The 21,627-nt window shown below is 60.4% G+C and carries 22 protein-coding genes and 1 pseudogene; 17 read left to right on the forward strand and 6 right to left on the reverse strand.

Annotated features, from left to right (window positions below; translation table 11 throughout):
• The first annotated feature begins 564 nt into the window (after positions 1-564).
• The 4 genes from AC1DLV_RS20610 (at position 565) to AC1DLV_RS20625 (ending at position 3,974) form a co-directional block, all read left to right on the forward strand.
• Entirely contained in the window at positions 565-1,968 is a 1,404-nt protein-coding gene (locus AC1DLV_RS20610; RefSeq protein ID WP_476801789.1) for an L-serine ammonia-lyase, read from the forward strand.
• Between the two features lie 78 nt (positions 1,969-2,046).
• Positions 2,047-2,484 carry a DUF1489 family protein gene (locus AC1DLV_RS20615; protein ID WP_476801790.1) on the forward strand — a complete coding sequence of 146 codons (438 nt, stop codon included), beginning with the start codon at positions 2,047-2,049 and terminating at the stop codon, positions 2,482-2,484.
• 153 nt (positions 2,485-2,637) lie between these two features.
• Positions 2,638-3,282: a VWA domain-containing protein gene (locus AC1DLV_RS20620; protein ID WP_476801791.1), complete on the forward strand. Its 645-nt coding sequence runs from the start codon at positions 2,638-2,640 to the stop codon at positions 3,280-3,282.
• Positions 3,279-3,974: a DnaJ domain-containing protein gene (locus AC1DLV_RS20625; protein ID WP_476801792.1), complete on the forward strand. Its 696-nt coding sequence runs from the start codon at positions 3,279-3,281 to the stop codon at positions 3,972-3,974. Before AC1DLV_RS20620 ends, AC1DLV_RS20625 begins: the two co-directional genes overlap by 4 nt.
• Before the next feature lie 42 nt (positions 3,975-4,016).
• Here AC1DLV_RS20625 and AC1DLV_RS20630 read toward each other — a convergent pair whose 3' ends face one another.
• Positions 4,017-5,492 carry a D-alanyl-D-alanine carboxypeptidase gene (locus AC1DLV_RS20630; protein ID WP_476801793.1) on the reverse strand — a complete coding sequence of 492 codons (1,476 nt, stop codon included), beginning with the start codon at positions 5,490-5,492 and terminating at the stop codon, positions 4,017-4,019.
• A 271-nt stretch (positions 5,493-5,763) separates the two neighbouring features.
• On the opposite strand from AC1DLV_RS20630, the gene AC1DLV_RS20635 reads away from it, so the two are divergent.
• The 3 genes from AC1DLV_RS20635 to clpA all read left to right on the forward strand — a co-directional run bounded on the left by AC1DLV_RS20635 (position 5,764) and on the right by clpA (position 9,194).
• Entirely contained in the window at positions 5,764-6,093 is a 330-nt protein-coding gene (locus AC1DLV_RS20635) for a phasin family protein (protein ID WP_476784902.1), read from the forward strand.
• Positions 6,094-6,381: 288 nt separating this feature from the next.
• Positions 6,382-6,711, forward strand: coding sequence for an ATP-dependent Clp protease adapter ClpS (gene clpS, locus AC1DLV_RS20640; RefSeq protein ID WP_055977693.1), 330 nt, complete (start codon positions 6,382-6,384; stop codon positions 6,709-6,711).
• A gap of 8 nt (positions 6,712-6,719) precedes the next feature.
• Positions 6,720-9,194, forward strand: a complete 2,475-nt coding sequence (gene clpA, locus AC1DLV_RS20645) for an ATP-dependent Clp protease ATP-binding subunit ClpA (RefSeq protein WP_476801794.1) — start codon at positions 6,720-6,722, stop codon at positions 9,192-9,194.
• 60 nt (positions 9,195-9,254) lie between these two features.
• Here the strand turns inward: clpA and AC1DLV_RS20650 are convergent, their stop codons facing one another.
• Positions 9,255-10,505 (reverse strand): GGDEF domain-containing protein, encoded by a 1,251-nt coding sequence (locus tag AC1DLV_RS20650; RefSeq protein ID WP_476801795.1) that lies wholly within the window; start codon positions 10,503-10,505, stop codon positions 9,255-9,257.
• A gap of 192 nt (positions 10,506-10,697) precedes the next feature.
• Here AC1DLV_RS20650 and AC1DLV_RS20655 point away from each other — a divergent pair, with 192 nt between their 5' ends.
• From AC1DLV_RS20655 to AC1DLV_RS20670, 4 genes are all read left to right on the forward strand, one after another.
• Positions 10,698-11,444 carry an AzlC family ABC transporter permease gene (locus AC1DLV_RS20655; protein WP_476801796.1) on the forward strand — a complete coding sequence of 249 codons (747 nt, stop codon included), beginning with the start codon at positions 10,698-10,700 and terminating at the stop codon, positions 11,442-11,444.
• Positions 11,441-11,791, forward strand: a complete 351-nt coding sequence (locus AC1DLV_RS20660; protein ID WP_476801797.1) for an AzlD domain-containing protein — start codon at positions 11,441-11,443, stop codon at positions 11,789-11,791. Before AC1DLV_RS20655 ends, AC1DLV_RS20660 begins: the two co-directional genes overlap by 4 nt.
• A 101-nt stretch (positions 11,792-11,892) precedes the next feature.
• The gene (locus AC1DLV_RS20665; protein WP_476801798.1) at positions 11,893-12,861 is read left to right on the forward strand and encodes a phosphatase PAP2 family protein; all 969 of its coding nucleotides are present in this window, start codon (positions 11,893-11,895) and stop codon (positions 12,859-12,861) included.
• Complete coding sequence (locus AC1DLV_RS20670) at positions 12,858-14,027, forward strand: phosphatase PAP2 family protein (protein ID WP_476836223.1); 1,170 nt, start codon at positions 12,858-12,860, stop codon at positions 14,025-14,027. The genes AC1DLV_RS20665 and AC1DLV_RS20670 overlap by 4 nt, the downstream gene beginning before the upstream one ends.
• On the opposite strand, the gene AC1DLV_RS20675 is transcribed toward AC1DLV_RS20670, so the two are convergent.
• Positions 14,005-14,436: an HIT family protein gene (locus AC1DLV_RS20675; protein ID WP_476801800.1), complete on the reverse strand. Its 432-nt coding sequence runs from the start codon at positions 14,434-14,436 to the stop codon at positions 14,005-14,007. The genes AC1DLV_RS20670 and AC1DLV_RS20675 overlap by 23 nt on opposite strands.
• 88 nt (positions 14,437-14,524) lie before the next feature.
• On the opposite strand from AC1DLV_RS20675, the gene AC1DLV_RS20680 reads away from it, so the two are divergent.
• A complete protein-coding gene (locus tag AC1DLV_RS20680) occupies positions 14,525-14,854 on the forward strand; it encodes a DMT family transporter (protein WP_476801844.1) in 330 nt (109 codons plus the stop codon).
• 7 nt (positions 14,855-14,861) lie between these two features.
• Here the strand turns inward: AC1DLV_RS20680 and AC1DLV_RS20685 are convergent, their stop codons facing one another.
• From AC1DLV_RS20685 to AC1DLV_RS20695, 3 genes are read right to left on the reverse strand one after another with little or no spacing between them, the layout of a single operon-like run.
• A complete protein-coding gene (locus AC1DLV_RS20685; RefSeq protein WP_476801801.1) occupies positions 14,862-16,067 on the reverse strand; it encodes a GNAT family N-acetyltransferase in 1,206 nt (401 codons plus the stop codon).
• Between the two features lie 39 nt (positions 16,068-16,106).
• Positions 16,107-16,835, reverse strand: coding sequence for a glycerophosphodiester phosphodiesterase (locus AC1DLV_RS20690; RefSeq protein ID WP_476801802.1), 729 nt, complete (start codon positions 16,833-16,835; stop codon positions 16,107-16,109).
• A 10-nt stretch (positions 16,836-16,845) separates the two neighbouring features.
• Positions 16,846-17,310, reverse strand: coding sequence for a RidA family protein (locus AC1DLV_RS20695; protein WP_476801803.1), 465 nt, complete (start codon positions 17,308-17,310; stop codon positions 16,846-16,848).
• Between the two features lie 143 nt (positions 17,311-17,453).
• Here AC1DLV_RS20695 and AC1DLV_RS20700 point away from each other — a divergent pair, with 143 nt between their 5' ends.
• From AC1DLV_RS20700 to pyrH, 5 genes and pseudogenes are all read left to right on the forward strand, one after another.
• Complete coding sequence (locus AC1DLV_RS20700; RefSeq protein WP_476801804.1) at positions 17,454-18,284, forward strand: cell envelope integrity EipB family protein; 831 nt, start codon at positions 17,454-17,456, stop codon at positions 18,282-18,284.
• Between the two features lie 9 nt (positions 18,285-18,293).
• A pseudogene (locus tag AC1DLV_RS20705) lies at positions 18,294-18,566 on the forward strand (DUF4031 domain-containing protein); the annotation flags it as partial.
• 368 nt (positions 18,567-18,934) lie between these two features.
• Entirely contained in the window at positions 18,935-19,717 is a 783-nt protein-coding gene (gene rpsB / locus AC1DLV_RS20710) for a 30S ribosomal protein S2 (RefSeq protein WP_476801805.1), read from the forward strand.
• A 117-nt stretch (positions 19,718-19,834) separates the two neighbouring features.
• The gene (tsf, locus tag AC1DLV_RS20715) at positions 19,835-20,755 is read left to right on the forward strand and encodes a translation elongation factor Ts (protein WP_476801806.1); all 921 of its coding nucleotides are present in this window, start codon (positions 19,835-19,837) and stop codon (positions 20,753-20,755) included.
• A 111-nt stretch (positions 20,756-20,866) separates the two neighbouring features.
• Complete coding sequence (gene pyrH, locus AC1DLV_RS20720) at positions 20,867-21,589, forward strand: UMP kinase (RefSeq protein ID WP_476787577.1); 723 nt, start codon at positions 20,867-20,869, stop codon at positions 21,587-21,589.
• The last annotated feature ends 38 nt before the right edge of the window (positions 21,590-21,627 follow it).

The following is a 21,627-nucleotide window of genomic DNA, read 5'->3' on the forward strand; positions in this document are numbered from 1 at the left end:
GGTGTCGTCACAGGTGTTTAAGATCCATGAACGACCAATTTGGCATAAGTATCTGATTCAATTAAAATTGAGTTGAAGGCGGCATGGCTGCCATGCAGATTTCGCCATGCTTTCGCCATTTTTTGCAGTTGCGAAGGCGACGGCAAAGTCGTATCCAGCACTCCCACTCGGGACGAGCTGGAATAGCGGACACAGCGCCGGCTCACCGAACCACAAGGGTTTTGCGATACATCATGGATGACGGCGTTCAGAAATCCTGCTGGGGCCTTACGGCCAAGGCAGTGATTGGCTTTGCGGTTTTTCTTGTTCTTGCCTGGCTGGTAAGCAGCGGCGCTGAAAATGCAGCGGTCGTGGCAGCAGGCTGATCAATAGCCCTTCAGGATTGGATACAATAAGCGCGGTTCAGGCCGCGCTTTTTTGCATCGTGGCCTTGCGCAGATCAGCTGTTTTTTCAAATGTCGCGCGCTGAGCAACCCACGTCGGATCACGTCTAGCTCAGAACGTGAAAAGGGCGGAATGATCGTATACATATGCGATACAAGCCGCCGTCGCAGGGAGTGAGATTTGTTTCTTTCGGTATTCGACCTGTTCAAGATCGGCATTGGTCCGTCGAGTTCGCACACGATGGGGCCGATGACGGCGGCCGCGCGTTTTCTCGACGAGATCCTCGGTGGCGACTGGCCGCGTCCCGCAGGCGCAAAGGTCGACCGGGTCGGCGCAAGCCTGCACGGTTCGCTCGCCTATACCGGTGTCGGCCATGGCACTGACCGCGCCGTCATGCTCGGCCTCAATGGCCTGACGCCTGTGACGGTCGACCCTGACCAGACCGATGGGCTCGTCGCGCAGATCTCGCGTGACAAAAGCGTGTCGCCGCCCGGCCATCCATCCTATCGCTTCGATCCCGCCATCGATCTGGTGCTCGACAAGAAGACGCCGCTGCTCGGCCACGCCAACGGCATGGCGTTCTACGCCTATGATTCCGGCGACCGGCTGCTGCTCAAGCGCATCTACTATTCGATCGGCGGCGGCTTCGTCGTTTCCGAAGAAGAGCTGCAGCGCATGAAGGCCAAGACTGCGGCACCCGCCGCGGGCAAGCGCGTGCCATACCCCTTTGCCAATGCCGTCGAGATGCTCGCCATGGCTTCGCGCGGCGGACTGTCCATCGCCGAGATGAAGCGGGCCAACGAAGAAACCCATATGCCGCGCGCCGAGCTCGATGCCGGTCTCGACGCGGTCTGGGACGCGATGAGCCGCTGCATCGATCGTGGCCTGTCGCAGGAGGGCATCATGCCGGGCGGCCTGAAAGTGCGCCGCAGGGCGCGCCAGCTGCATGACAAGTTGCAGGAGCAGTGGAGCCAGAACCGACCCAACCCGCTGCTCGCCAATGACTGGCTGTCGATCTACGCCATGGCCGTCAACGAGGAGAACGCCGCCGGTGGCCGCGTCGTGACCGCACCGACCAATGGTGCAGCCGGCACCCTGCCTGCCGTGCTGCGCTATTGGCTGCATTTCCACGTCGAGGCCGACAAGGACAGCATTCGCGACTTCTTGCTCACGGCCGCCGCCATCGGTGGCATCATCAAGACCAATGCATCGATCTCGGGTGCCGAAGTCGGATGCCAGGGCGAGGTCGGCTCAGCGTCGGCCATGGCCGCTGCGGGCCTCTGCGCTGTCATGGGCGGCTCGCCCGAGCAGGTCGAGAACGCCGCCGAGATCGCGCTCGAACACCATCTCGGCATGACCTGCGATCCCATCGGTGGGCTGGTGCAGGTGCCGTGCATCGAGCGCAACGCGCTTGGCGCGGTCAAGGCGGTGACTGCCGCCTCACTCGCCATCAAGGGCGACGGCAAGCATTTCGTGCCTCTCGACGCCGCAATCGAGACCATGCGCCAGACCGGCATGGACATGAGCGAGAAATATAAGGAAACCAGCTTAGGCGGCCTGGCCGTCAACGTCGTCGAGTGCTGAGCCTGGTCCAACAGGCGAGCCTGTGCAAAACCGCTGCCGGCGTTGAATGCGTCGGCTGGAGGCGTTAGTTTTCAGACCATGTCACTGAACATGATCAAGCTCTGCGTCGGTTGCGACAGCGTCGAGGATCTCGAGGAATGGATCGCCTTCCGGCTGGACGAGCGTCGCCGCGCCGGCGATCCGGTCGAGCAGTTGCATACCACCCGCATGGTACCGACCCGTGGCCCTGAACTGACCGCAGGCGGTTCGCTCTACTGGGTGATCAAGGGCAACGTTCAGTGCCGCCAGCGCCTGCTCGAAATCCGTCCGTTCGTCGATGGGGAGGGCATTTCGCGCTGCCATCTCATATTGGATCCCACAGTCGTGCGCACCGACTGGCAGCCGCGCCGCGCCTTTCAGGGCTGGCGTTACCTCAAGATTGCCGACGCGCCGGCGGATCTCGGCCAAGGCAACGCAGCACTTGCTGAAATGCCGCCAAAACTGCGTCTGGAATTGGCCGAACTCGGACTGCTCTAAAGCAGTGACAGCAGCACGCAATGTCGGGCTTGCAAGCGGACGCGCGCCGCCACATCTTGATTGTCGATGAGCGACGAAAACAAACCTCCGGTTACTTCAGCAAATCGTCCGCCGGCCGAGCGCCGATCGGACTCCGCTGCCATAGATGCCTTCGTGCGCCAGGCCCGGGCGCTTGCCACCGGCAAGGCCAATGGTCGCCTGGTTCTGGCGCTTGATGCCACCATGAGCCGCCAGCCGACCTGGGATCTCGCCTGCGAGGTCCAGGGCCAGATGTTCGACGCTGTGGGCAAGACCGGCAGGTTGAATGTGCAACTTGTCTATTTCCGTGGGCTCGGCGAATGCCGCGCGTCGAAATTCGTCGCCGAGACAGCTTCCCTCAAGCAGCTGATGACGTCGATCCAGTGCCGCAGCGGCCAGACGCAGGTCGGCAAGGTTCTGGCGCACACGCTCAAGGAAACGGCGAACGCCAAGGTCGACGCGCTGGTCTATATCGGCGATGCGATGGAAGAAAACATCGACGAACTGGCTGAGAAAGCTGGCAAGCTCGGTTTGCTCGGCGTTCCGGCTTTCATTTTCCAGGAGGGCCACGACGCCGGGGCCGAGCGCGCCTTCAAGGAGATCGCGCGCCTGTCCAAGGGCGCCTGGTTCCGCTTTGACCGCAAGGCAGCTTCGACCTTGTCCAAGCTCCTGTCGGCGGTTGCCGTGTTCGCCACCGGCGGCATCAAGGCGCTGGAGGCAAGGGGCCGTCCGGAAGATATATTGATGATCGAGCATCTGAGGAGTGGCAAGGCGCCATGACAGTTTTTGCCGCCATCGCAGCGGCCCTGCTTTTTTCGGCGTTGGCTGTTACCGCTTTCCTGCGGGCCGACGCCACCCAGCTTGCCAATGCCCTGAAGGTCGCAGGTCCGATGACGCTAGGGCTTGTCGGCCTGATACTGCTGCTGTTGGGCCGCGCGGCTGTCGGTGGCGGCCTGATCTCGGCCGCCTTGGCCTGGTACGCGGCAAGCAAAAGGGGCGGCTCGGCCAGCAAGACGCCAGGCAGGCGCTCCACGGTTCGCACCGCGGCTCTTGAAATGGAGCTGGATCACGACAGCGGTGGCCTGCAGGGATTTGTCCTGGCTGGCCGCCAGGAAGGCAAGTCTTTGGCCTCGCTCGGGCTCACCGAGTTGAAGGCTCTTTATCAGGAGCTTTCCAGTGACCCGGAAAGCCGTCAGTTACTTGAGACCTATCTTGACGGCCGTTTTCCCGTCTGGCGAGAAGACGCGCAGCCTGACCGTGACGACGGGCAGCGTGTTGCGCCAGGTTCTGGCGCCATGACTAAGGAGGAGGCCTACAAGGTCCTTGGTCTTGAAGCGGGGGCCGCCGCGGCGGACGTCCGCAAGGCGCATAGACGACTGATTCAGCGCCTGCATCCCGACCTCGGAGGCTCGTCTTTCCTCGCGGCGAGGATCAACGAAGCCAAGGACGTCCTTCTCTCCGATCATCATTAAACTCTCCTTCGACACAGAACTTTTCCAGGAGGTGGCAGGCGCCTACTGCGCGATGGCGTAGCAGGCGATCTTCTTCTTCTTGAGCGCGTTGCAGGCATTCCAGGCGGAGTCCTTGGAATCAAAGCCGGCAAAGCGGGCGCGGAAGTAGGTGACTCCGCCCTTTTCGAAGGGCACCGTGAAGCCGGAAGCATCGGCGAGAACCGTCGGCACCTGCTTGGCGGTCTTGTCGAGCAGCGCACGGGCTTCGCCTTCGCTCGGCGAAGAAGCGACCTGGATGGCCCAGCCCGAGGGCAGCGAGGCGGTCTTCATCTGGTCGAGTGCAGCAACAGCGGGAGCAGGGGCAGCATAGGCCTGTTCAGTGCCAGCAGGTTCAGCTGGGGCGCGATCGTTGGCCTTGCGGATCTGGAAGGGGATCTTGCCGCCAAAACGCTCGGTCGAGGCCATGGCAATCTTCGGCTGAGCAGCGAGGCCAATGACCGGCTTCGGCGCAGGGACTGCTGCCACGACTTCCGCGTCGGACGTCACGACTTCGTCATCGGAGGCATCGGCGACTTCGATTGCTTTCGCCACGGGCCGGTTGTCAGGCGTCGGAGCATTGCTCTTGGGCAGCTTTGCCATCAACGCAGGGGTATCGGTCTTGGCGATCAGGTCGCCACCGCCGCCGCGCTTGGAAGCCTGCGGAATGTAGGTGTTGAGCAGCTGGGCCATCTGGTTGTCGCGGCTCGGGCCGCTGGTGCCGCCCAGGACCACGGCGACGAGCCGGCGATTGCCGTCCTGCACCGAGGAAACGAGGTTGAAGCCCGAAGCGCGGGTGTAGCCGGTCTTTATGCCGTCGACGCCTTTGATGCGGCCGAGCAGACGGTTGTGGTTGGCGATCCGCTGGCGACCAAACGCAAAGCTGCGGGTCGAGAAGTAGCTGTAATATTGCGGGAAATGTTCGCGCAGGGCGATGCCGAGCTTGGCCATGTCGCGCGCGGTGGTGAACTGTCCGGTGTTGGGCAGGCCGTTGGCGTTGCGAAAGACGGTGCCGTTCATGCCGAGGCTGCGCGCCTTGGACGTCATCATGCGGGCGAAGTCCGCTTCCGAGCCGCCGAGCATTTCGCCGAGCGCGGTCGCCGAATCATTGGCCGAACGCGTGATCAGCGACAAGATGGCGGCTTCAACGGTGATCGAACCACCGGCCTTCACGCCAATCTTGGTCGGCGGCTCCGCCGCGGCGTTCTTGGAGAAGACAACCTTGGAGTCCTTCTGGATCCGGCCCTTGGCCAGCGCCTCGAAGGTCAAATAGAGGGTCATCATCTTGGTCAGCGACGCCGGATAGCGGCGAGAATCTGCATTCGACGAGTGCAAGGTCTCGCCGGTGTTGGCATCGATGACGATTGCTGCGTATCTGCTGTCTTTCGCCGCCGAAGTGGGGGCTGCGGACGCCAGGCCGATGGCTGCGGCGAGAGTGAAAACCATGAAAGATTTGATGGAGATAGCCGACTTGAGGACTTTGCCCGGCAACGCTTGACGCACTGTTACACCCTTGAATTATTGTTGATGAGGGCGGCAAAGGTTCCTGCCCCGTGTCGTTGCACAGTAGGGTCACAGCGTTACCAATAAGTTTATGGTAACCGGCTCGTTCACACTTTTGCTCGGGCTTTAGTCTAACTTTATCGATGAGGGCGGTTGCCTCGGGCAACGCGGAATGACGCTGGGTCAGTTGACATCTTGTGCGCTGCACAATATCTAGGCTGCATCGCACAATCGCATAGCGCAGCGCTCCCAACCCGAAAAGGATGTAGCGATGACCCAGACCTATGAAGATTTCAGCAAATACGGCAAGGAATTCGTCGACAACGGCCTGAAGAGCTACGCATCGCTCTCCAAGGGTGCGCAGGCGATCGCCACCGAGACGACCGACTACACCAAGAAGACCTTCGAGACCGGTGCTGCCACCTTCGAGAAGTTGCTCGGCGTCAAGTCGCTCGAAAAGGCCGTCGAAATTCAGACCGACTACGCCAAGCAGGCCTATGAAGGTTTTGTCGCCGAAGCGACCAAGCTTGGCGAGCTTTATGCGGAATTGGCCAAGGACGCCTACAAGCCTTTTGAGTCGCTCGTCGCCAAGGCGAAGTGACAGGCTGATCCCCGATTTCGCGGGGCAGGGTCGAAAGACCCGCCAGATAAGACCCGCCAGACATGACCCGGTTGCGCCAGCGCAGCCGGGTTTTTTGTTTTTCTTTGCATAAGCGCTTCACGTTTATGGCAAATCAGGCCCTGCTAACCTGCTCACCGTATTGTCAGCACGACAGAAGGGCTTAAAATCCGTCGGATGACACCTACATGACGAAGTGTGTCGGAAACGATGAAGGGCAGGACCAGATTGACGACCGGCTTGGATGCCACGAGACTTGATGTGGCGCGGATGCAGAACGGTGACGAGGGAGGCAACGGTCCAGGCCGTGGCACCGCCGTCATCACCCGTACAAAGACCAAAACCAAGCGGCCGAGCCTCTACCGGGTGCTCATCCTCAATGACGACTACACCCCGATGGAATTCGTCGTGCATGTGCTCGAACGCTTCTTCCAGAAGGACAGGGAGGCCGCTACCCGCATCATGTTGCATGTCCATAATCATGGCGTCGGCGAATGCGGGATCTACACCTTCGAAGTGGCCGAGACTAAGGTGTCTCAGGTCATGGATTTTGCCAGACAGAACCAGCATCCGCTGCAATGCGTGATGGAGAAGAAGTGAGGTATTGAATGCCGGCTTTCTCCCAAGGCCTCGAAAAGGCGCTGCATCAGGCGCTGACGCTCGCCAATGAGCGTCACCATGAATATGCAACGCTCGAACACCTGCTGCTCGCCCTCATCGACGACAATGAGGCAGCGGCTGTCATGCGCGCCTGCAACGTCGATCTCGACGACCTGAAGCAGACCGTGCTCACCTATATCGATACCGAGCTCGATAACCTCGTCACCGGCTACGACGAGGATTCCAAGCCAACGGCGGGCTTCCAGCGCGTTATCCAGCGCGCCGTGATCCATGTGCAGTCGTCCGGACGCGAGGAAGTGTCCGGTGCCAACGTGCTTGTCGCCATCTTCGCCGAGCGCGAGAGCCATGCTGCTTATTTCCTGCAGGAACAGCAGATGACCCGCTATGACGCGGTCAACTACATCTCGCACGGCATCGCCAAGCGTCCCGGCGCCACCGAAAGCCGGGCCCCCCGCGGTGCGGACGAGGAGCAGCATGGGCCGAACGGCGAGGCAAGCGAAGACAGCGGCAAGAACAAGAAGCAGCAGGACGCGCTCACGGCCTACTGCGTCAACCTCAACGTCAAGGCCCGCGCCGGCAAGATCGATCCGCTGATCGGCCGCGAGCTTGAGATCAACCGTACCATCCAGGTGCTGTGCCGCCGTTCCAAGAACAATCCGCTTTATGTCGGCGATCCCGGCGTGGGCAAGACGGCGATTGCCGAGGGTCTCGCCAAGCGCATTGTCGAAGGCGATGTGCCCGAGGTGCTTCTCGATGCCACCATCTTCGCGCTCGACATGGGCACGCTGCTGGCCGGCACGCGTTACCGTGGCGATTTCGAAGAGCGGCTGAAGCAGGTCGTCAAGGAGCTCGAGGAGTATCCTGGTGCGGTGCTGTTCATCGACGAGATCCATACGGTGATCGGTGCTGGCGCCACTTCGGGCGGCGCGATGGACGCGTCCAACCTGCTCAAGCCTGCACTGTCGTCGGGTGCCATCCGTTGCATCGGCTCGACCACTTACAAGGAGTTCCGTCAGTTCTTCGAAAAGGACAGGGCGCTTGTGCGTCGTTTCCAGAAGATCGACGTCAATGAGCCGACGGTCGACGACGCCATCGAGATCATGAAGGGCCTCAAGCCCTATTATGAGGAATTCCACAAGGTCAAATTCACCAACGAGGCGATCAAGGCCGCCGTCGAGCTTTCGGCGCGCTACATCAACGACCGCAAGCTGCCCGACAAGGCGATCGACGTGATCGACGAGACGGGTGCCTCGCAGATGTTGCTGCCGGAAAACAAGCGCAAGAAGACCATCGGCATCAAGGAGATCGAAGCGACGATCGCCACCATGGCGCGCATCCCGCCGAAGACCGTCTCCGCCGACGACGAAAAGGTGCTGGCCGGCCTCGAGGTCGAACTGCAGCGTGTCGTCTATGGTCAGGATACCGCGATCACGGCCCTTACGTCGGCGATCAAGCTGGCACGTGCGGGTCTGCGCGAACCGGAAAAGCCGATCGGCTCTTACCTGTTCTCCGGCCCGACCGGCGTCGGCAAGACCGAAGTGGCAAAGCAGCTGGCCTTGTCGCTGGGCGTCGAGCTGATCCGCTTCGACATGTCGGAGTATATGGAACGCCACACCGTTTCGCGGTTGATTGGTGCGCCTCCCGGTTATGTCGGCTTCGACCAGGGTGGTCTTCTGACCGACGGCGTCGACCAGCATCCGCATTGCGTGCTGCTGCTCGATGAGGTGGAAAAGGCCCATCCCGACCTGTTCAACATCCTGTTGCAGGTCATGGACCACGGCAAGCTGACTGACCACAACGGCAAGCAGATCGACTTCCGCAATGTCATCCTGATCATGACGACGAATGCGGGCGCGTCGGACGCGCAGCGCGCGGCGATCGGCTTCGGGTCGACAAAACGCGAAGGCGACGATGTCGAGGCGATCAACCGGCTGTTCACGCCGGAGTTCCGCAACCGCCTCGATGCCATCATCCCGTTTGGCTCGCTGCCGGTGCCGGTCGTGCATCAGGTTGTGCAGAAGTTCGTCATGCAGCTGGAAGCGCAGCTTTCCGAGCGTGGCGTGACCTTCGACCTGTCGCCGGATGCCATCGCCTGGCTCGCCGAAAAGGGTTACGACGAACGCATGGGCGCGCGTCCGCTTGGCCGCGTCATCCAGGAGCACATCAAGAAGCCCCTGGCCGATGAGGTGCTGTTTGGAAAACTCAGGAAGGGCGGCACGGTACGTGTCACCGTCGAGAAGAAGGAAACCGGCGAGACCGGCCTGAAGCTCGAGACACTTGCCGACGAAGTGCCGGTGAAACCGAAGAAGGAAGACCCGGCCGACCGTCCGAAGCTCAAGAAGGCTTCGGCCAAGAAGCCGGTCGCCAAAAAGGCGGTGGCGTCGTTGAAGCCCAAACCCGATCCCAAGGGCAAGGATGGCGGCAAGCGCAGCCTGGTTCCGCAACTTCCCCGCAAGGGTTGATCTCAAAACGAAGAAGCCCCGGAAACGGGGCTTCTTTTTTTGCTGTCAGGGTTCAGGGGCTCAGGCGACAACCGGACTCTCGACACGATTTCGGCCGAGTCTCTTCGCCCGATAAAGCCATGTGTCAGCTTCCCTGATCATCTGCTCGGCCGATATCGGTCCGCTGTCTACCGTCGCCACACCAATGCTGACGGTGGCGCGCAAGCCGGGCTCGGCGAAGGCTGTGGCTTCGACCGCGGCGCGCAGGCGCTCGGCGAGGATCGCAGCGTCGCCAGCGTTCAGGTCCTGGCAGACGGCTACAAACTCCTCGCCACCGTAGCGGAACAGACGGTCGCCGCTGCGCAGAGAACTGGTCAACGAACGCGCGACATCCTTGAGCACCTTGTCTCCCGCCACATGTCCGTGCTGGTCGTTGATGCTCTTGAAGTGATCGATGTCGATCATCAACAGGCTCACCGGTTTGCGATCCGTCAGCGCCCGATCGATCAGCGATTGCGCAACCGTCTCGAACTGGCCGCGGTCGCTTGTGCCTGTCAGCGTGTCCTTGCCGGTTTTCTGCAGCAGGTCCTCGTAGCGGTGGCGGAATGTCAGCCGGTCGAACACCTTCAGCAGAGGCTCGGGGCCCGCTAGTGCCGGGCTGGTTTCGATGTAGCGGAGATAGATGACAAGCAGCGCGCTATAAAGTGCCGCTGCCGCCATCTTGGCGATCCAGCCGCCGTAGAGCGCGCTGAAAGGCACGCCTGACACGAGATGAAGCCCGAAAAAGAACATGAGTTGGTCAAACGAGAGCACAAGCGCTGCGCTGAGAAAAATGCGTTTGAACAGCGTGTTGGCGATGCGCTGCCCAAGTTTTTCATAGATCAGGATCAGCGCGATGGTGTCTAGGAAGAGGAGCGCTGTGCCCCAGATCATCAGGACGCCCATGTCGTCCAGAAAGGTCAGGTCCGGCTGGTGTCCGGGCATTTGCGCGACATCGCCATAGAGGCGCAGGACCAAGGCAAGCGCCACCATCAGGCAATTGCCGATCAACAGCCCGTAGATCGGTTGGCGCACCGTTTCGGCGTCCTCTTTGATGTAGAGCAGCAGAAAAATCATCAGCTTGCCTGAAAACATCACCGTCGAACCAGGCGAGATCAGGCCGAAGGGCAGTTGCACGAAGAAAACTGCCGCCAGATAGGTCTCGAGGAAGTGCATCACCCCAAGCACGCAAACGAAGATCCCGATGCCATATCTGTGGCGGGAATGGAACACCGCGGCCATGGTCACGAAGTATATGAGCGCCTGCAAAACGAGCAGAAATGCACCTGTCATGATGTGGCTGTTCCTCGCGTCCCATAGAACGCGTACCTGCACAATGACCGTGCGTAAACCGTTAAAATCCACCTTTCTCCGGTCGTTGCCGTGACATCGCGATGGCTGCCTTTGCGGTCACAAGCCGCAAGTCATTGCGCCAAAAAGACTAAACGCTGACTTGGCCGATTGCTCATGCTATGCGCCTCGGCAATGCTTGCTGACGACGCATCTTCATCGCCTGGTATTTCGACACGCCGCCTGTGGTATCTGCGCGGTGCTCGCGCAGCTTTCTCCGTCCCGGGCCTGATCCTTGCCAGCGCCTTCATCGGCTTCGCAGGGCTTGCCAAGGAGGCCGGGCTGACGCTCGCTCAGACCGTCTTCATGGTAGGCATGGTCTGGGCGCTGCCGGCCAAGGTCGTGCTGATCGGCGCGATACTGTCGGGCGCCTCGCTGCCCGCGGCAGCCTTTGCCGTCGCGCTGTCGTCGATCCGGCTGACACCCATGGTGGTGGCGCTCGTGCCCGAGCTTCGCGGGCCGAAAACACCGCGCTGGGTGCTTTACTTCCTGTCGCATTTCGTTGCCGTCACCTCCTGGGTGCTGGCCATGGAGCGGCTGCGCGGTATCCCGCGCGAGCTGCGCACCAGCTATTATGCCGGTCTAGGCTCGACGCTTGTGTTGTTCAACATGTTTGTCGCGGCCGTCGTCTATCTTCTCGCTGACAAACTGCCGCCGGCAGTCTCCGCAGCACTCTTCCTGCTCACGCCGATGTATTTCCTGACTTCGCTGTGGGGTTCGGCGCGTGAGCGGGCAGGGCATGTGGCGATGGTCCTGGGGCTCATCCTTGGCCCGCTGCTCCACCTTGTCGTGCCTGGCTTCGACCTGCTTGGCGCCGGGCTCATCGGCGGGGGCTTGGCCTTTGTCTTCCACCGCCTGTCGCGTCGGAGAGCGCCGGCATGACCTTCGATTCGATCGACACCTGGTGGTGGCCGTTCCTGTTCATCCTTGTTGGCGGGTGGCTCGCCACCGATGCCTGGCGTTTCCTCGGCGTCTATCTTGGCGACCGTATCTCCGAGGACTCGGATCTTCTGGTGCTGGTACGCGCGCTCGCCACAGCACTTGTTGCCGCCGTCATTGGCAATCTGATCGTATTCCCCAGTGGAGCGCTTGCCGACACAGCACTGGCACTACGCATAGGCGCCGCCGCCTGCGGCTTTCTTGCCTACCTTTTTCTCGGGCGAAAGATATTGGTCGGCATTATCGCAGCCGAAGTGATCTTGCTGGCGGGGATGTGGCTCTCACGTTGACGCTGGTGCGACGCCAGGTTGCATATTCCAATACGGTACGTCCGATTCACGTCAACTTAACAGCTATTTCCTAATCTGCTCGCCGGGTTTGGGGGCAAGGCATGGCTGAAGTTCATTCGACGTCGACGCGCTTGCCGTCATTGGCCACCGTCATCGGTGTTCAACTTGTGATGAAACTTGCCATCATCGTTGCGATCGTCGTCATCGACACCGTGTGGATAGCCGGAACCGACTTTGAATTTGATATAGCCAGCCTTTTCAAGGTTGCCGCCGTCAGCAGCCTGCTTGTCGCGACCGCTTGGTTCTATAGAGTGAAGCGTCCGATGAAGCGCTTTGAGGTTCTTTGCGCTGAAACGGCAGCCTTGCTAGCGTTTACAGCAGCCGCAGCTGTACTCAGCATTTTGATGACATCAGTCAACCTGCCATTGATTGATGACAAACTGGCTGCTTTCGATGCTGCCATTGGCTTCGATTGGCTGTCATATGTCGGATTTGTGAATGAGCGGCCCTGGCTTGGGACGCTATCGTCGCTCGTCTATGTCACGACATTGACTCAGGTGGCGCTGACGGTTGTCGCTCTGGGGCTGATTGGGCAGGTTGAACGCGTTCAGCGGTTTGTTTTCGCCGTGATGCTCGGCGCGCTGATCTGTATCGTAATTTCGGCGCTCCTTCCGGCTGCCGGAGCGCTGGCGACCATTCGTCCGTCGACCGAATTCATGATGTTGAACAATCCGATCGTGGACCTGGAATACAAACAGGCATTTTTCGATCTCCGTAGCGGCCTGGCACGATTTATTTCACTTGACGAGCCGCGTGGCCTAATCGCTTTCCCGTCCTATCACTGCACGCTTTCAGTGCTGATCGTTCTGGCATTTGTTCGAGTACGGTTTTGGTTTTGGCCTGTGCTCGCTCTCAACGTCGCGGTGATTCTGTCAACCCCGGTTGATGGCGGCCATCACTTCGCCGATGCGGTCGGTGGGATTGTTGTGGCGATAATAGCTTGGGTCGTCGCGGGCAGGTTCCTGGATCGCTGCCGTTTTCAGCGTCATCCTGTGGTGACGTTCGAATGATGAAGGAATGGAGCGCACAAGATGCGACGGCTGAATTCAGCGCTCCTGGATTTCGACTGGTTCGCGTTCTGGCAAATTGTCTCGGTCAGACGCTTGCCGCTTTGAAGCTAAACTGCCGGGTCCAAGGCATGTTGCTTGCGGCATCGGCATTGGTCGTAGCTGCGCGCCTTGTGATGCTGCCGGACGCGGTGACAATGATCTCAGAGACTTGGTTGCAAAGCTTGCAGCCTCTGGTCGCGTCATCGGCTATCGCTATATGCGCCTATCTTGTAATAAAGACCATTCGGACCAGATCCTTGTCCAATAGCTTTCGTTATCTTTGGTCGGATATTTTCACATTTAGAACTGCAATTATTGCTGTACCTGCTGCCTTGTCGGTAGCGATGGTGATGAATTCTTTCAGTCATTTCAAGTCGAATATCGATGAATTTAACCCGTATTCCCTGGATGTTAGTTTTGCCAATATTGATCGATCCATTCATTTTGGCTTTGATCCATGGAAAATTTCCAAGTACTTTTTCGAATACGGTGCCGGTACATATTTATTGGACAAGGTTTACTACCTGTGGTTCTTCGCGGTTTACATGCCCACTGCCGTTCTCATCGGCATGCCGGATCGGTTTGGCATTCGCCACCAATTCTTGCTCACTTATGTCTTTGTGTGGGGCGTTTTGGGCATTGCCTGCGCGACTGCTTTTTCTTCTGTCGGTCCGATCTTCTATGATCGGGTCTATGGTGGCCCGTCGTCCTTCACTGATTTGGTGCAAAACCTCGCGCTAGTCGATGGAGCCTGGGGCTTGACCACAATGCATGTTCGCGAGGTGCTGTGGGGCTCCTACGTCAATGACACCGCAACCGTTATTTCCGGTATTTCAGCGATGCCCTCCATTCACAACGCAATGTGTGTCTTGCTTTTTTTGGCCGCGCGCCACGTCAACCGTTGGCTGGCTGTCGCCGCCGCGATTTTCGCATTGACCATCTTTGTCGGGTCAGTCCACTTGGGTTGGCACTATGCCATCGACGCTTACGCCTCCGCCATCGGCGTAGTGCTGCTGTGGAAACTTGCAGGATATTTGACTGGACGCACTGCAATTCAGCGCGCACTTCGTTCTGAAGATGTGAGGCCATCGGCAGCGGCAGAGGTTAACCTCCAATCGCTGCCTTGATCTTCTCCGCGTTTGCCGCAAGCACCTCTGGCTTTTCCATGTCCCCTGTATGCGGCTTGAGCGGCACGCCCTCGAAGCGCGGAATGACGTGGATGTGCAGGTGGTAGACCGTCTGTCCGGATGCAGGTTCGTTGAACTGCATGACCGTCACACCGTCGGCCGCAAAGGCAGCCTTGACCGCCTTGGCCAGCTTCTGGACGGCCATGGTGAGTTGGCCCAGCGTCGCTGGGTCAGCGTCGAGCAAGTTGCGCGATGGTGCCTTGGGCACCACGAGCGTGTGGCCGGTGCCTTGCGGCATCACGTCCATGAAGGCCACCACCGCGTCGTCTTCATAAACCCGGTGCGAGGGGATTTCGCCGCGCAGGATCTTGGCAAAGATGTTGGTTGGATCGTACGCGGTGCTCGACATGGCCTATCCCGTTTGCTGCAGTTTCGTGGTCGATGTTTCGGCGCTGGTGCTGCGGACGTCAAGCCGCGAGAGGCCGAGAGGAGCAGAGTTGACCTATATCTATCTGATCATTGCGGTGGCCTTTGAGGTCGTCGCCACTTCGGCGCTCAAGGAAACACAAGGCTTTACCAGGCTTTTGCCATCGCTTGTCACGGTCGCAGGCTACGCAGCCGCCTTCTATTTCCTGTCGCTGGTCCTGAAGGTGATGCCGGTTGGCATTGTCTACGCGATGTGGTCGGGCGCCGGCATCGTTTTCATCACGGCAATTGCCTGGGTCTGGTTCCGCCAGTCGCTCGACCTGCCGGCGCTGATTGGCATTGCCCTGATCATGGCCGGCGTCATCGTCATCAACCTGTTTTCGAAATCAGTCGCGCACTGAGTGGCGATCAGTCGCGGCGAAACGGGCCGTGATATTCGAGATATTCGCTTATCTCAGCGACTTCCCGCCGCTCGCGTTCCAGATATTCGGCGATCGCGCGACGAAGCCCGGGATGGACGATGTAGTGCGCTGATTGGGTGGTGACCGGCCTGTAGCCGCGTGCAAGCTTGTGCTCGCCCTGCGCGCCGGCCTCGACCACCTTCAGCTTGCGTTCGATGGCGAAGTCGATGGCCTGATGGTAGCACACTTCGAAATGCAGGAAGGGATGGTCCTCGATGCAGCCCCAGTTGCGGCCGTAGAGCGTGTCGGAGCCGATGAAGTTGATGGCGCCGGCGATGTATCGCCCGCCGCGCTTGGCCATAACCAGCAGCACATCGTCGGCCATGCGTTCGCCGATCAGCGAGAAGAACTTGCGGTTCAGGTAGGGGCGGCCCCATTTGCGGCCCCCGGTGTCCACATAGAAGGCGAAGAAGGCGTCCCAATGCGCCTCGGTGATGTCCTTGCCGGTCAAGCGCTCGATCGAAATGTCGTCTGCCAGCGCCTCGCGCCGCTCTTTCTTCAGCGCCTTGCGCTTGCGCGAGGCCAAGGTGGCGAGAAAGTCATCATAGTTGCCAAAGCCTTCGTTGAAGAAGTGAAACTGCTGGTCGGTACGGCGCAGGAAGCCTGTGGCCTCGAGAGTGTCGACCTCGTCTGCCTCGGCGAAGGTCACATGCGCCGACGATACGCCGACGCCCTCGGCCACGCTGCGCAGCGCCGTCGCGAGCGCTGCCTTGGTCCTAGCGGCGTCACTGCCGGGGATGGCCAGCAGGCGAGGGCCGGTGGCCGGGGTGAACGGTACCGAGGCCTGCAGCTTGGGATAATAGCGACCGCCGGCGCGTTCGAATGCGTCGGCCCAGCCATGGTCGAAGACATATTCGCCTTGGCTGTGCGACTTGGCGTAGCAGGGAAGCGCGCCGAGGAATGTGCCGTCCGCCGACTCAAGTCTGAGGTGATGCCCTTGCCAGCCGGTCTTGCGTACGGCGCAGCCGGACTCCTCAAGAATGCTCAGAAAATCGAATGAAAGGAATGGATTATAAAGACTTCCTGACAAACTTCGTGAAGTGCCGGAAAGTCTGTTCCATTCGTTGCGATCGAACTCGCTGATGCTTGAGACAACGCGGACGGCGTAACCGCCATCCGCACTCTTCGCCCCGACTTCGCTCGCAGTGCTCATAAATTGTTACTTACGCTCGAAAAGCGGCGTTGCAAGGTCTCACGCCACCGGCGTCGCATCCGGGTCAAACCCCTCGAACGTCATCTGGTCGCCATGGGCGAACGTCCGCTTCACGGCGTCCTGGTCGCGCACTGTCCAGGTGATGACCGGCATGGCGAGTTTTTCGCGCACGAAGCTGATGAAGCGGTTCGGCAGATGCGTCACGCTATAGGAAACGAAGGAAATGCCGTGCGCCAGCATGGAGAAATGCGCCTCCAGCTCATGGTCCTGGTCGCCCCACGCGGTCAAACCGGCAGGGATTCCAGGCGCATGCTTGGCAAAATCGCGGATCAGCCAGTGGTCGAAGGACATGATCGCCACCTTGCCCTTGTAGCCGCGCAAGGCTTCGCCAACCTTGGCGACGAGGCCGGAATCGTGCCCCGGAATCCCCTTGAGTTCGATCACCAGCGGCACGCGGCCATCGACGAGCTTGAGCAATTCGGCAAGCGTCGGCACATGATCGGCGGTGCCGCCAATGCGAAGGGCCGCGAGTTCGCCTGCCGTCCGCTGCCAGATATAGCCGTCCGTGCCAGTCAGCCGCTTCAGCACATCATCGTGAAAGACGACGACATCGCCATCGGCACTCAAATGCACGTCGCATTCGATGGCGTAGCCGCGCTGAGCGGCCCTTTCAAAGGCCGAAAGCGTATTTTCCCAGCAGGTCTTGTTGAGGTCGTGCAGGCCGCGATGGGCGATGGGGCGGGCGGTCAGCCAAGAAAGATCGGTCATGGACTGAGGCTCACTCGGTTTCGATGATGGCTTCGATCTCGACAGCGGCATTCAGCGGCAGCGAGGCGACGCCGACGGCTGAGCGCGCATGCTTGCCACGTTCGCCAATAGCGGCAACCAGGAAGTCCGATGCACCATTGGCAACGAGATGCTGTTCGGTGAAGTCGGAGGACGAGGCGACGAAGACGGTGATCTTGACCAGACGCTTGATCTTTTCGAGGTCGCCAAGGGCTGCCTTCGCCTGGGCGAGGATGTTGACGGCGCACTGCTTGGCCGCTTCCTTGCCGGCTGTAACGTCGACATCGCGGCCGAGAAGGCCGGTGGCGATGAGCTTGCCGTCCTTGAGCGGCAGCTGTCCGGCGGTGAAGACGAGATTGCCGCTTGCCATGAACGGCACGTAGTTGGCGGCGGGGGCTGCGGCTGCCGGCAAGGTGACGCCAAGGTCGCTTAGCCGCTTTTCGATTGTTTCGCCCATCGTCTTTCCTTATCTCTGAGTCTCGGGTGGTAGGTGAGGTGGCACCGAAAGTGCTATGTTTGCCTCGCTTCCGCCACGACTTTTTTTAAGGTGGACCATCATTCAAAGCGGCCTGTCATGGCCGCGCCGATCGGAGCCAGTGTATGCGCGCAACGCGCCTTGTCCTTCTTGCTACCTTGTCCACCTCGGTGCTGCCCTTGGTGCCGGCATTTGCTGCACCGGTGCTTGCACCTCACCGCGCTGTCTACGATCTGGTGCTCGACCAGGCTTCGGACCGGTCGGGAATCACCGGACTTTCCGGTCGCATGGTCTATGAATTCAACGGTTCGGCCTGCGAGGGCTATACAGTCAAATTCCGTTTCGTGACCCAGATCGCAACGACCGAGAACACGCGGCTGACAGACCAGCAAACGACCACATTCGAGGATGGCGAAGGCAAGACCTTCTCCTTCGTGACAAAATCCTTTGTCGACCAAAATCTCGATCGCGAGGTCAAGGGCACGGCGACGCGCGAGGCCAACGGGCTCAAGGTGGCGCTGGAAAAGCCGGAGGCAGGTTCCGTCGACCTCGCCAAAACCCAGTTTCCAACCCAGCATCTTGTCGAGCTGATCGACAAGGCGGAAAAGGGCGAGACCTTTTATGAGACCAGCCTGTTCGACGGCTCGGAGGATGCCGACAAGGTGATGACGACGACCGTTATCGTCGGCAAGAAAAGCGAAGCGCCCAAGACCGATCCTGAGTTGCCGGCGCTCGCCGGGCTTGCCAAGGACAAATACTGGCCCGTCGACATTGCCTATTTTGACGAGAGCAAGGGCGGCGGCGAGGAAGTGCCGGAGTACCGGATCAGCTTCAAGCTGCACGAAAACGGCCTGACGCGCGATCTGGTCATGGACTATGGCGACTTCTCGATGACCGGCAAGCTGGTCAATCTCGCGCTGTTTCCCACGCCGCCGCAAGGCAATTGCAAGCCATAGGCGGGCATTGTGGCCGTCTATGTCGACGCGGCAATCTGGAAGTGGGTGGGTCATCGCTGGTGCCACCTGCTTGCCGATGACACGGATCAGCTGCACCGCTTTGCTGCCCAGCTCGGCCTGAAGCGGTCATCCTATCAGGGGCCGCCAAAGACCTCGGCGCCGCATTACGACATCACCGGCTTCGAGCGCGACCGAGCCGTGCGCCTGGGCGCGATCGAATGCAGCCGCGATGAAATCGTGGCGGTGTTTCGCCGTGTGCGCGTGCGCAACTTCAAGCGCCGCGATCCCAGGCCGGTGGAAGAAGAGGTGGCGCAGGAGGAGCCCGGCATGTCGCGTTGGGCGGCCGGCAGCTGACAGGTGTCGGTCCTGAGAATCGGGGGCCGGATTCCCAAGAGCCCGCACCCGCGTCCAGGCTGCTCAACCGCTCCATGTCGTGGAGCTGAGGCGCAGAAAGCCGCGGTTTTGGCCGATGTCAGCCCGTTCCTGGGGTTGCACTCGCCCGGCAATACGTCTATATGCCGCCGCATTCCACACACGGACTTTGGTTTCTGACCGGGAGAAATCCGGCTGAGACCATCCCGGTGGCGTTTCGAGCAATCTCGCAAAAAGCGTCATGGTCCGTGGAGGCTAACCGGAAAAGGAAATAAAGAATGGCACTGCCTGATTTCAGCATGCGCCAGCTTCTCGAAGCTGGTTCTCACTTCGGCCACCAGACCCACCGCTGGAACCCGAAGATGGCGCCTTACATCTATGGCGCCCGCAACAACATCCACATCATCGACCTCAGCCAGACCGTGCCGCTGCTGCACCAGGCGCTGAAGCAGGTCTCGGACACCGTTGCGCGCGGCGGCCGTGTTCTCTTCGTCGGCACCAAGCGTCAGGCTTCGGACATCGTTGCTGACGCTGCCCAGCGTTCGGCTCAGTATTACGTCAACTCGCGTTGGCTCGGCGGTATGCTGACCAACTGGAAGACGATCTCGAACTCGATCCAGCGCCTGCGCAAGCTCGACGAGCTGCTCGCTGGTGAAGCCCAGGGCTTCACCAAGAAGGAGCGCCTGAACCTTGAGCGCGAACGCGAGAAGCTGAACAAGGCTCTCGGCGGCATCAAGGACATGGGCTCGACGCCGGACCTGATGTTCGTCATCGACACCAACAAGGAAGCCATCGCCATCCTGGAAGCCAAGCGTCTTGGCATTCCGGTCGTTGCGATCATCGATTCCAACTGCGACCCAGACAAGATCGACTTCCCGATCCCCGGCAATGACGACGCTGCCCGCGCCATCCAGCTCTATTGCGATCTGGTTGCCAAGGCTGCGATCGACGGCATCGCTCGCCAGCAGGGCGCGCTCGGCATGGACATCGGCGCGTCGGCCGAAGCTCCGGTTGAGCCTGCGCTCGAGCAGGCTCCGGCGACCGAAACGCCCCAGGCGTAATCGCGAAGGCCGGGCAACCGGCCTTCCTTTTCAAGATTGGGCGCAGCTAGCGCCGGCGTTCGGCGCATCATCGATCCCTCGGTGGTGCGTCGCGCATTTCGAAGCAAAGAGGCCACAATGAGCATTTCGGCAGCACAGGTTAAAGAACTCCGCGAACTGACGGGCGCGGGCATGATGGATTGCAAGACGGCTCTCAACGAGACCGGCGGCAACATGGAAGAGGCGGTCGACTGGCTGCGCAAGAAGGGCATCTCCAAGGCTGACAAGAAGGCCAGCCGCACGGCTGCCGAGGGCCTGGTCGGCGTCGATACCGGCGTGCGCGAAGCCGTCGTCGTCGAAGTCAACTCGGAGACCGACTTCGTTGCCCGCAACGCGGCTTTCCAGGAAATCGTGTCCAACGTCGCCAAGGTTGCTCTTGCGTATGGCGGTACCGATGCGGTTGCTGCTGCGAAGTATCCGGGCTCGGACAAGACCGTAGCCGACACCATCAAGGATGCCGTCGGCACCATCGGCGAGAACATGAGCTTCCGCCGTTCGGCCAAGCTTTCGGTTTCTGAAGGCGTCGTCGCCAGCTACGTCCACAACGCGGTTGCCGACAATCTTGGCAAGCTCGGCGTTCTGGTCGCCATCGAAACGACCGGCAACCAGGATGCGGCCCGCGCTTTCGCACGTCAGGTCGCCATGCACGTTGCTGCGACCAATCCGCTGGCACTGACGCCCGACGAAGTCGACGCCTCGGCCGTCGAGCGCGAGAAGGCGATCTTCGCTGACCAGGCACGCCAGTCGGGCAAGCCGGAAAACATCATCGAAAAGATGGTCGAAGGCCGCATGCGCAAGTTCTACGAGGAAGTCGTGCTGCTGAAGCAGGCTTTCGTGCTCAACCCCGACCTCACCGTCGAGGCAGCGCTGAAGGAAGCCGAAAAGCAGATCGGCGCTCCGGCCAAGATTTCCGGCTATGTGCGCTTCGCGCTCGGTGAAGGCATCGAGAAGGAAGAAAGCGACTTTGCCGCCGAAGTCGCTGCCGCGGTCAAGGGCTAAAAAATAGCGCTGCATCAAGCGCTTCCTGAGGATAGCCGAAGGGCGCCGCGTGACATCGCGGCGCCCTTCGTGTATCGGAACTCCCGATCTTTCAACAGCCGTGAGGAATTCATGACCGCCAAGCCGCTCTACCGGCGTGTTCTGCTCAAGGCGTCGGGTGAAGCCCTGATGGGCGAGCAGCATTTTGGCATCGACGTGTCGGTGGTCGATCGCATCGCTTCGGACATCGCCGAGGCGAGGGCGCTTGGCGTCGAGGTGGGCGTTGTCATCGGCGGCGGCAACATCTTCCGCGGCGTGGCTGTTGCCTCCAAGGGCGGCGACCGGGTCACGGGCGACCACATGGGCATGCTTGCCACTGTCATCAATTCGCTGGCGCTGCGCACCTCGCTGGTCAAGCTTGGTGTCGATGCCGTGGTGCTTTCGGCGATCGCGATGCCTGAGCTTTGCGAAAGCTTCTCGCAGCGCCAGGCCACCGCCTACATGGATGCGGGCAAGGTGGTGATCTTCGCCGGCGGCACAGGCAACCCGTTCTTCACCACCGATTCGGCTGCGGCACTTCGTGCTGCCGAAATTGGCGCCGATGCGCTGTTCAAGGGCACGCAGGTCGACGGCGTCTACTCGGCCGATCCGAAGAAGGATCCCGATGCGACCCGCTTTGAGCGCATTACGCATGCGGAAGTCATTGCAAAAGGCCTGTCGATCATGGACACGGCAGCGATTGCTCTTGCGCGCGAAAACAACATTCCGATAATCGTCTATTCGATCCATGAAAAAGGCGGTTTCGGCGAAATATTGAGAGGTGGCGGTCGCTGCACGGTTGTTGCGGACGCCTGACAATTGGAACGACGGCCCCGGGGTTTCGGGGCCAAGGA

The sequence above is a fragment of the Aminobacter sp. 01T433 genome (genome assembly GCF_056398585.1).

Excerpts from the sequence above, each read along its gene's own strand:
- AC1DLV_RS20615 (WP_476801790.1), top strand. The coding sequence starts at position 2,047 with ATGTCACTGAACATGATCAAGCTCTGCGTCGGTTGCGACAGCGTCGAG.
- AC1DLV_RS20625 (WP_476801792.1), top strand. The coding sequence starts at position 3,279 with ATGACAGTTTTTGCCGCCATCGCAGCGGCCCTGCTTTTTTCGGCGTTG.
- AC1DLV_RS20635 (WP_476784902.1), top strand. The coding sequence starts at position 5,764 with ATGACCCAGACCTATGAAGATTTCAGCAAATACGGCAAGGAATTCGTC.
- clpS (WP_055977693.1), top strand. The coding sequence starts at position 6,382 with ATGCAGAACGGTGACGAGGGAGGCAACGGTCCAGGCCGTGGCACCGCC.
- clpA (WP_476801794.1), top strand. The coding sequence starts at position 6,720 with ATGCCGGCTTTCTCCCAAGGCCTCGAAAAGGCGCTGCATCAGGCGCTG.
- AC1DLV_RS20650 (WP_476801795.1), bottom strand. The coding sequence starts at position 10,505 with ATGACAGGTGCATTTCTGCTCGTTTTGCAGGCGCTCATATACTTCGTG.
- AC1DLV_RS20655 (WP_476801796.1), top strand. The coding sequence starts at position 10,698 with ATGCTTGCTGACGACGCATCTTCATCGCCTGGTATTTCGACACGCCGC.
- AC1DLV_RS20660 (WP_476801797.1), top strand. The coding sequence starts at position 11,441 with ATGACCTTCGATTCGATCGACACCTGGTGGTGGCCGTTCCTGTTCATC.
- AC1DLV_RS20665 (WP_476801798.1), top strand. The coding sequence starts at position 11,893 with ATGGCTGAAGTTCATTCGACGTCGACGCGCTTGCCGTCATTGGCCACC.
- AC1DLV_RS20670 (WP_476836223.1), top strand. The coding sequence starts at position 12,858 with ATGATGAAGGAATGGAGCGCACAAGATGCGACGGCTGAATTCAGCGCT.
- AC1DLV_RS20675 (WP_476801800.1), bottom strand. The coding sequence starts at position 14,436 with ATGTCGAGCACCGCGTACGATCCAACCAACATCTTTGCCAAGATCCTG.
- AC1DLV_RS20685 (WP_476801801.1), bottom strand. The coding sequence starts at position 16,067 with ATGAGCACTGCGAGCGAAGTCGGGGCGAAGAGTGCGGATGGCGGTTAC.
- AC1DLV_RS20690 (WP_476801802.1), bottom strand. The coding sequence starts at position 16,835 with ATGACCGATCTTTCTTGGCTGACCGCCCGCCCCATCGCCCATCGCGGC.
- AC1DLV_RS20695 (WP_476801803.1), bottom strand. The coding sequence starts at position 17,310 with ATGGGCGAAACAATCGAAAAGCGGCTAAGCGACCTTGGCGTCACCTTG.
- AC1DLV_RS20700 (WP_476801804.1), top strand. The coding sequence starts at position 17,454 with ATGCGCGCAACGCGCCTTGTCCTTCTTGCTACCTTGTCCACCTCGGTG.
- rpsB (WP_476801805.1), top strand. The coding sequence starts at position 18,935 with ATGGCACTGCCTGATTTCAGCATGCGCCAGCTTCTCGAAGCTGGTTCT.
- tsf (WP_476801806.1), top strand. The coding sequence starts at position 19,835 with ATGAGCATTTCGGCAGCACAGGTTAAAGAACTCCGCGAACTGACGGGC.
- pyrH (WP_476787577.1), top strand. The coding sequence starts at position 20,867 with ATGACCGCCAAGCCGCTCTACCGGCGTGTTCTGCTCAAGGCGTCGGGT.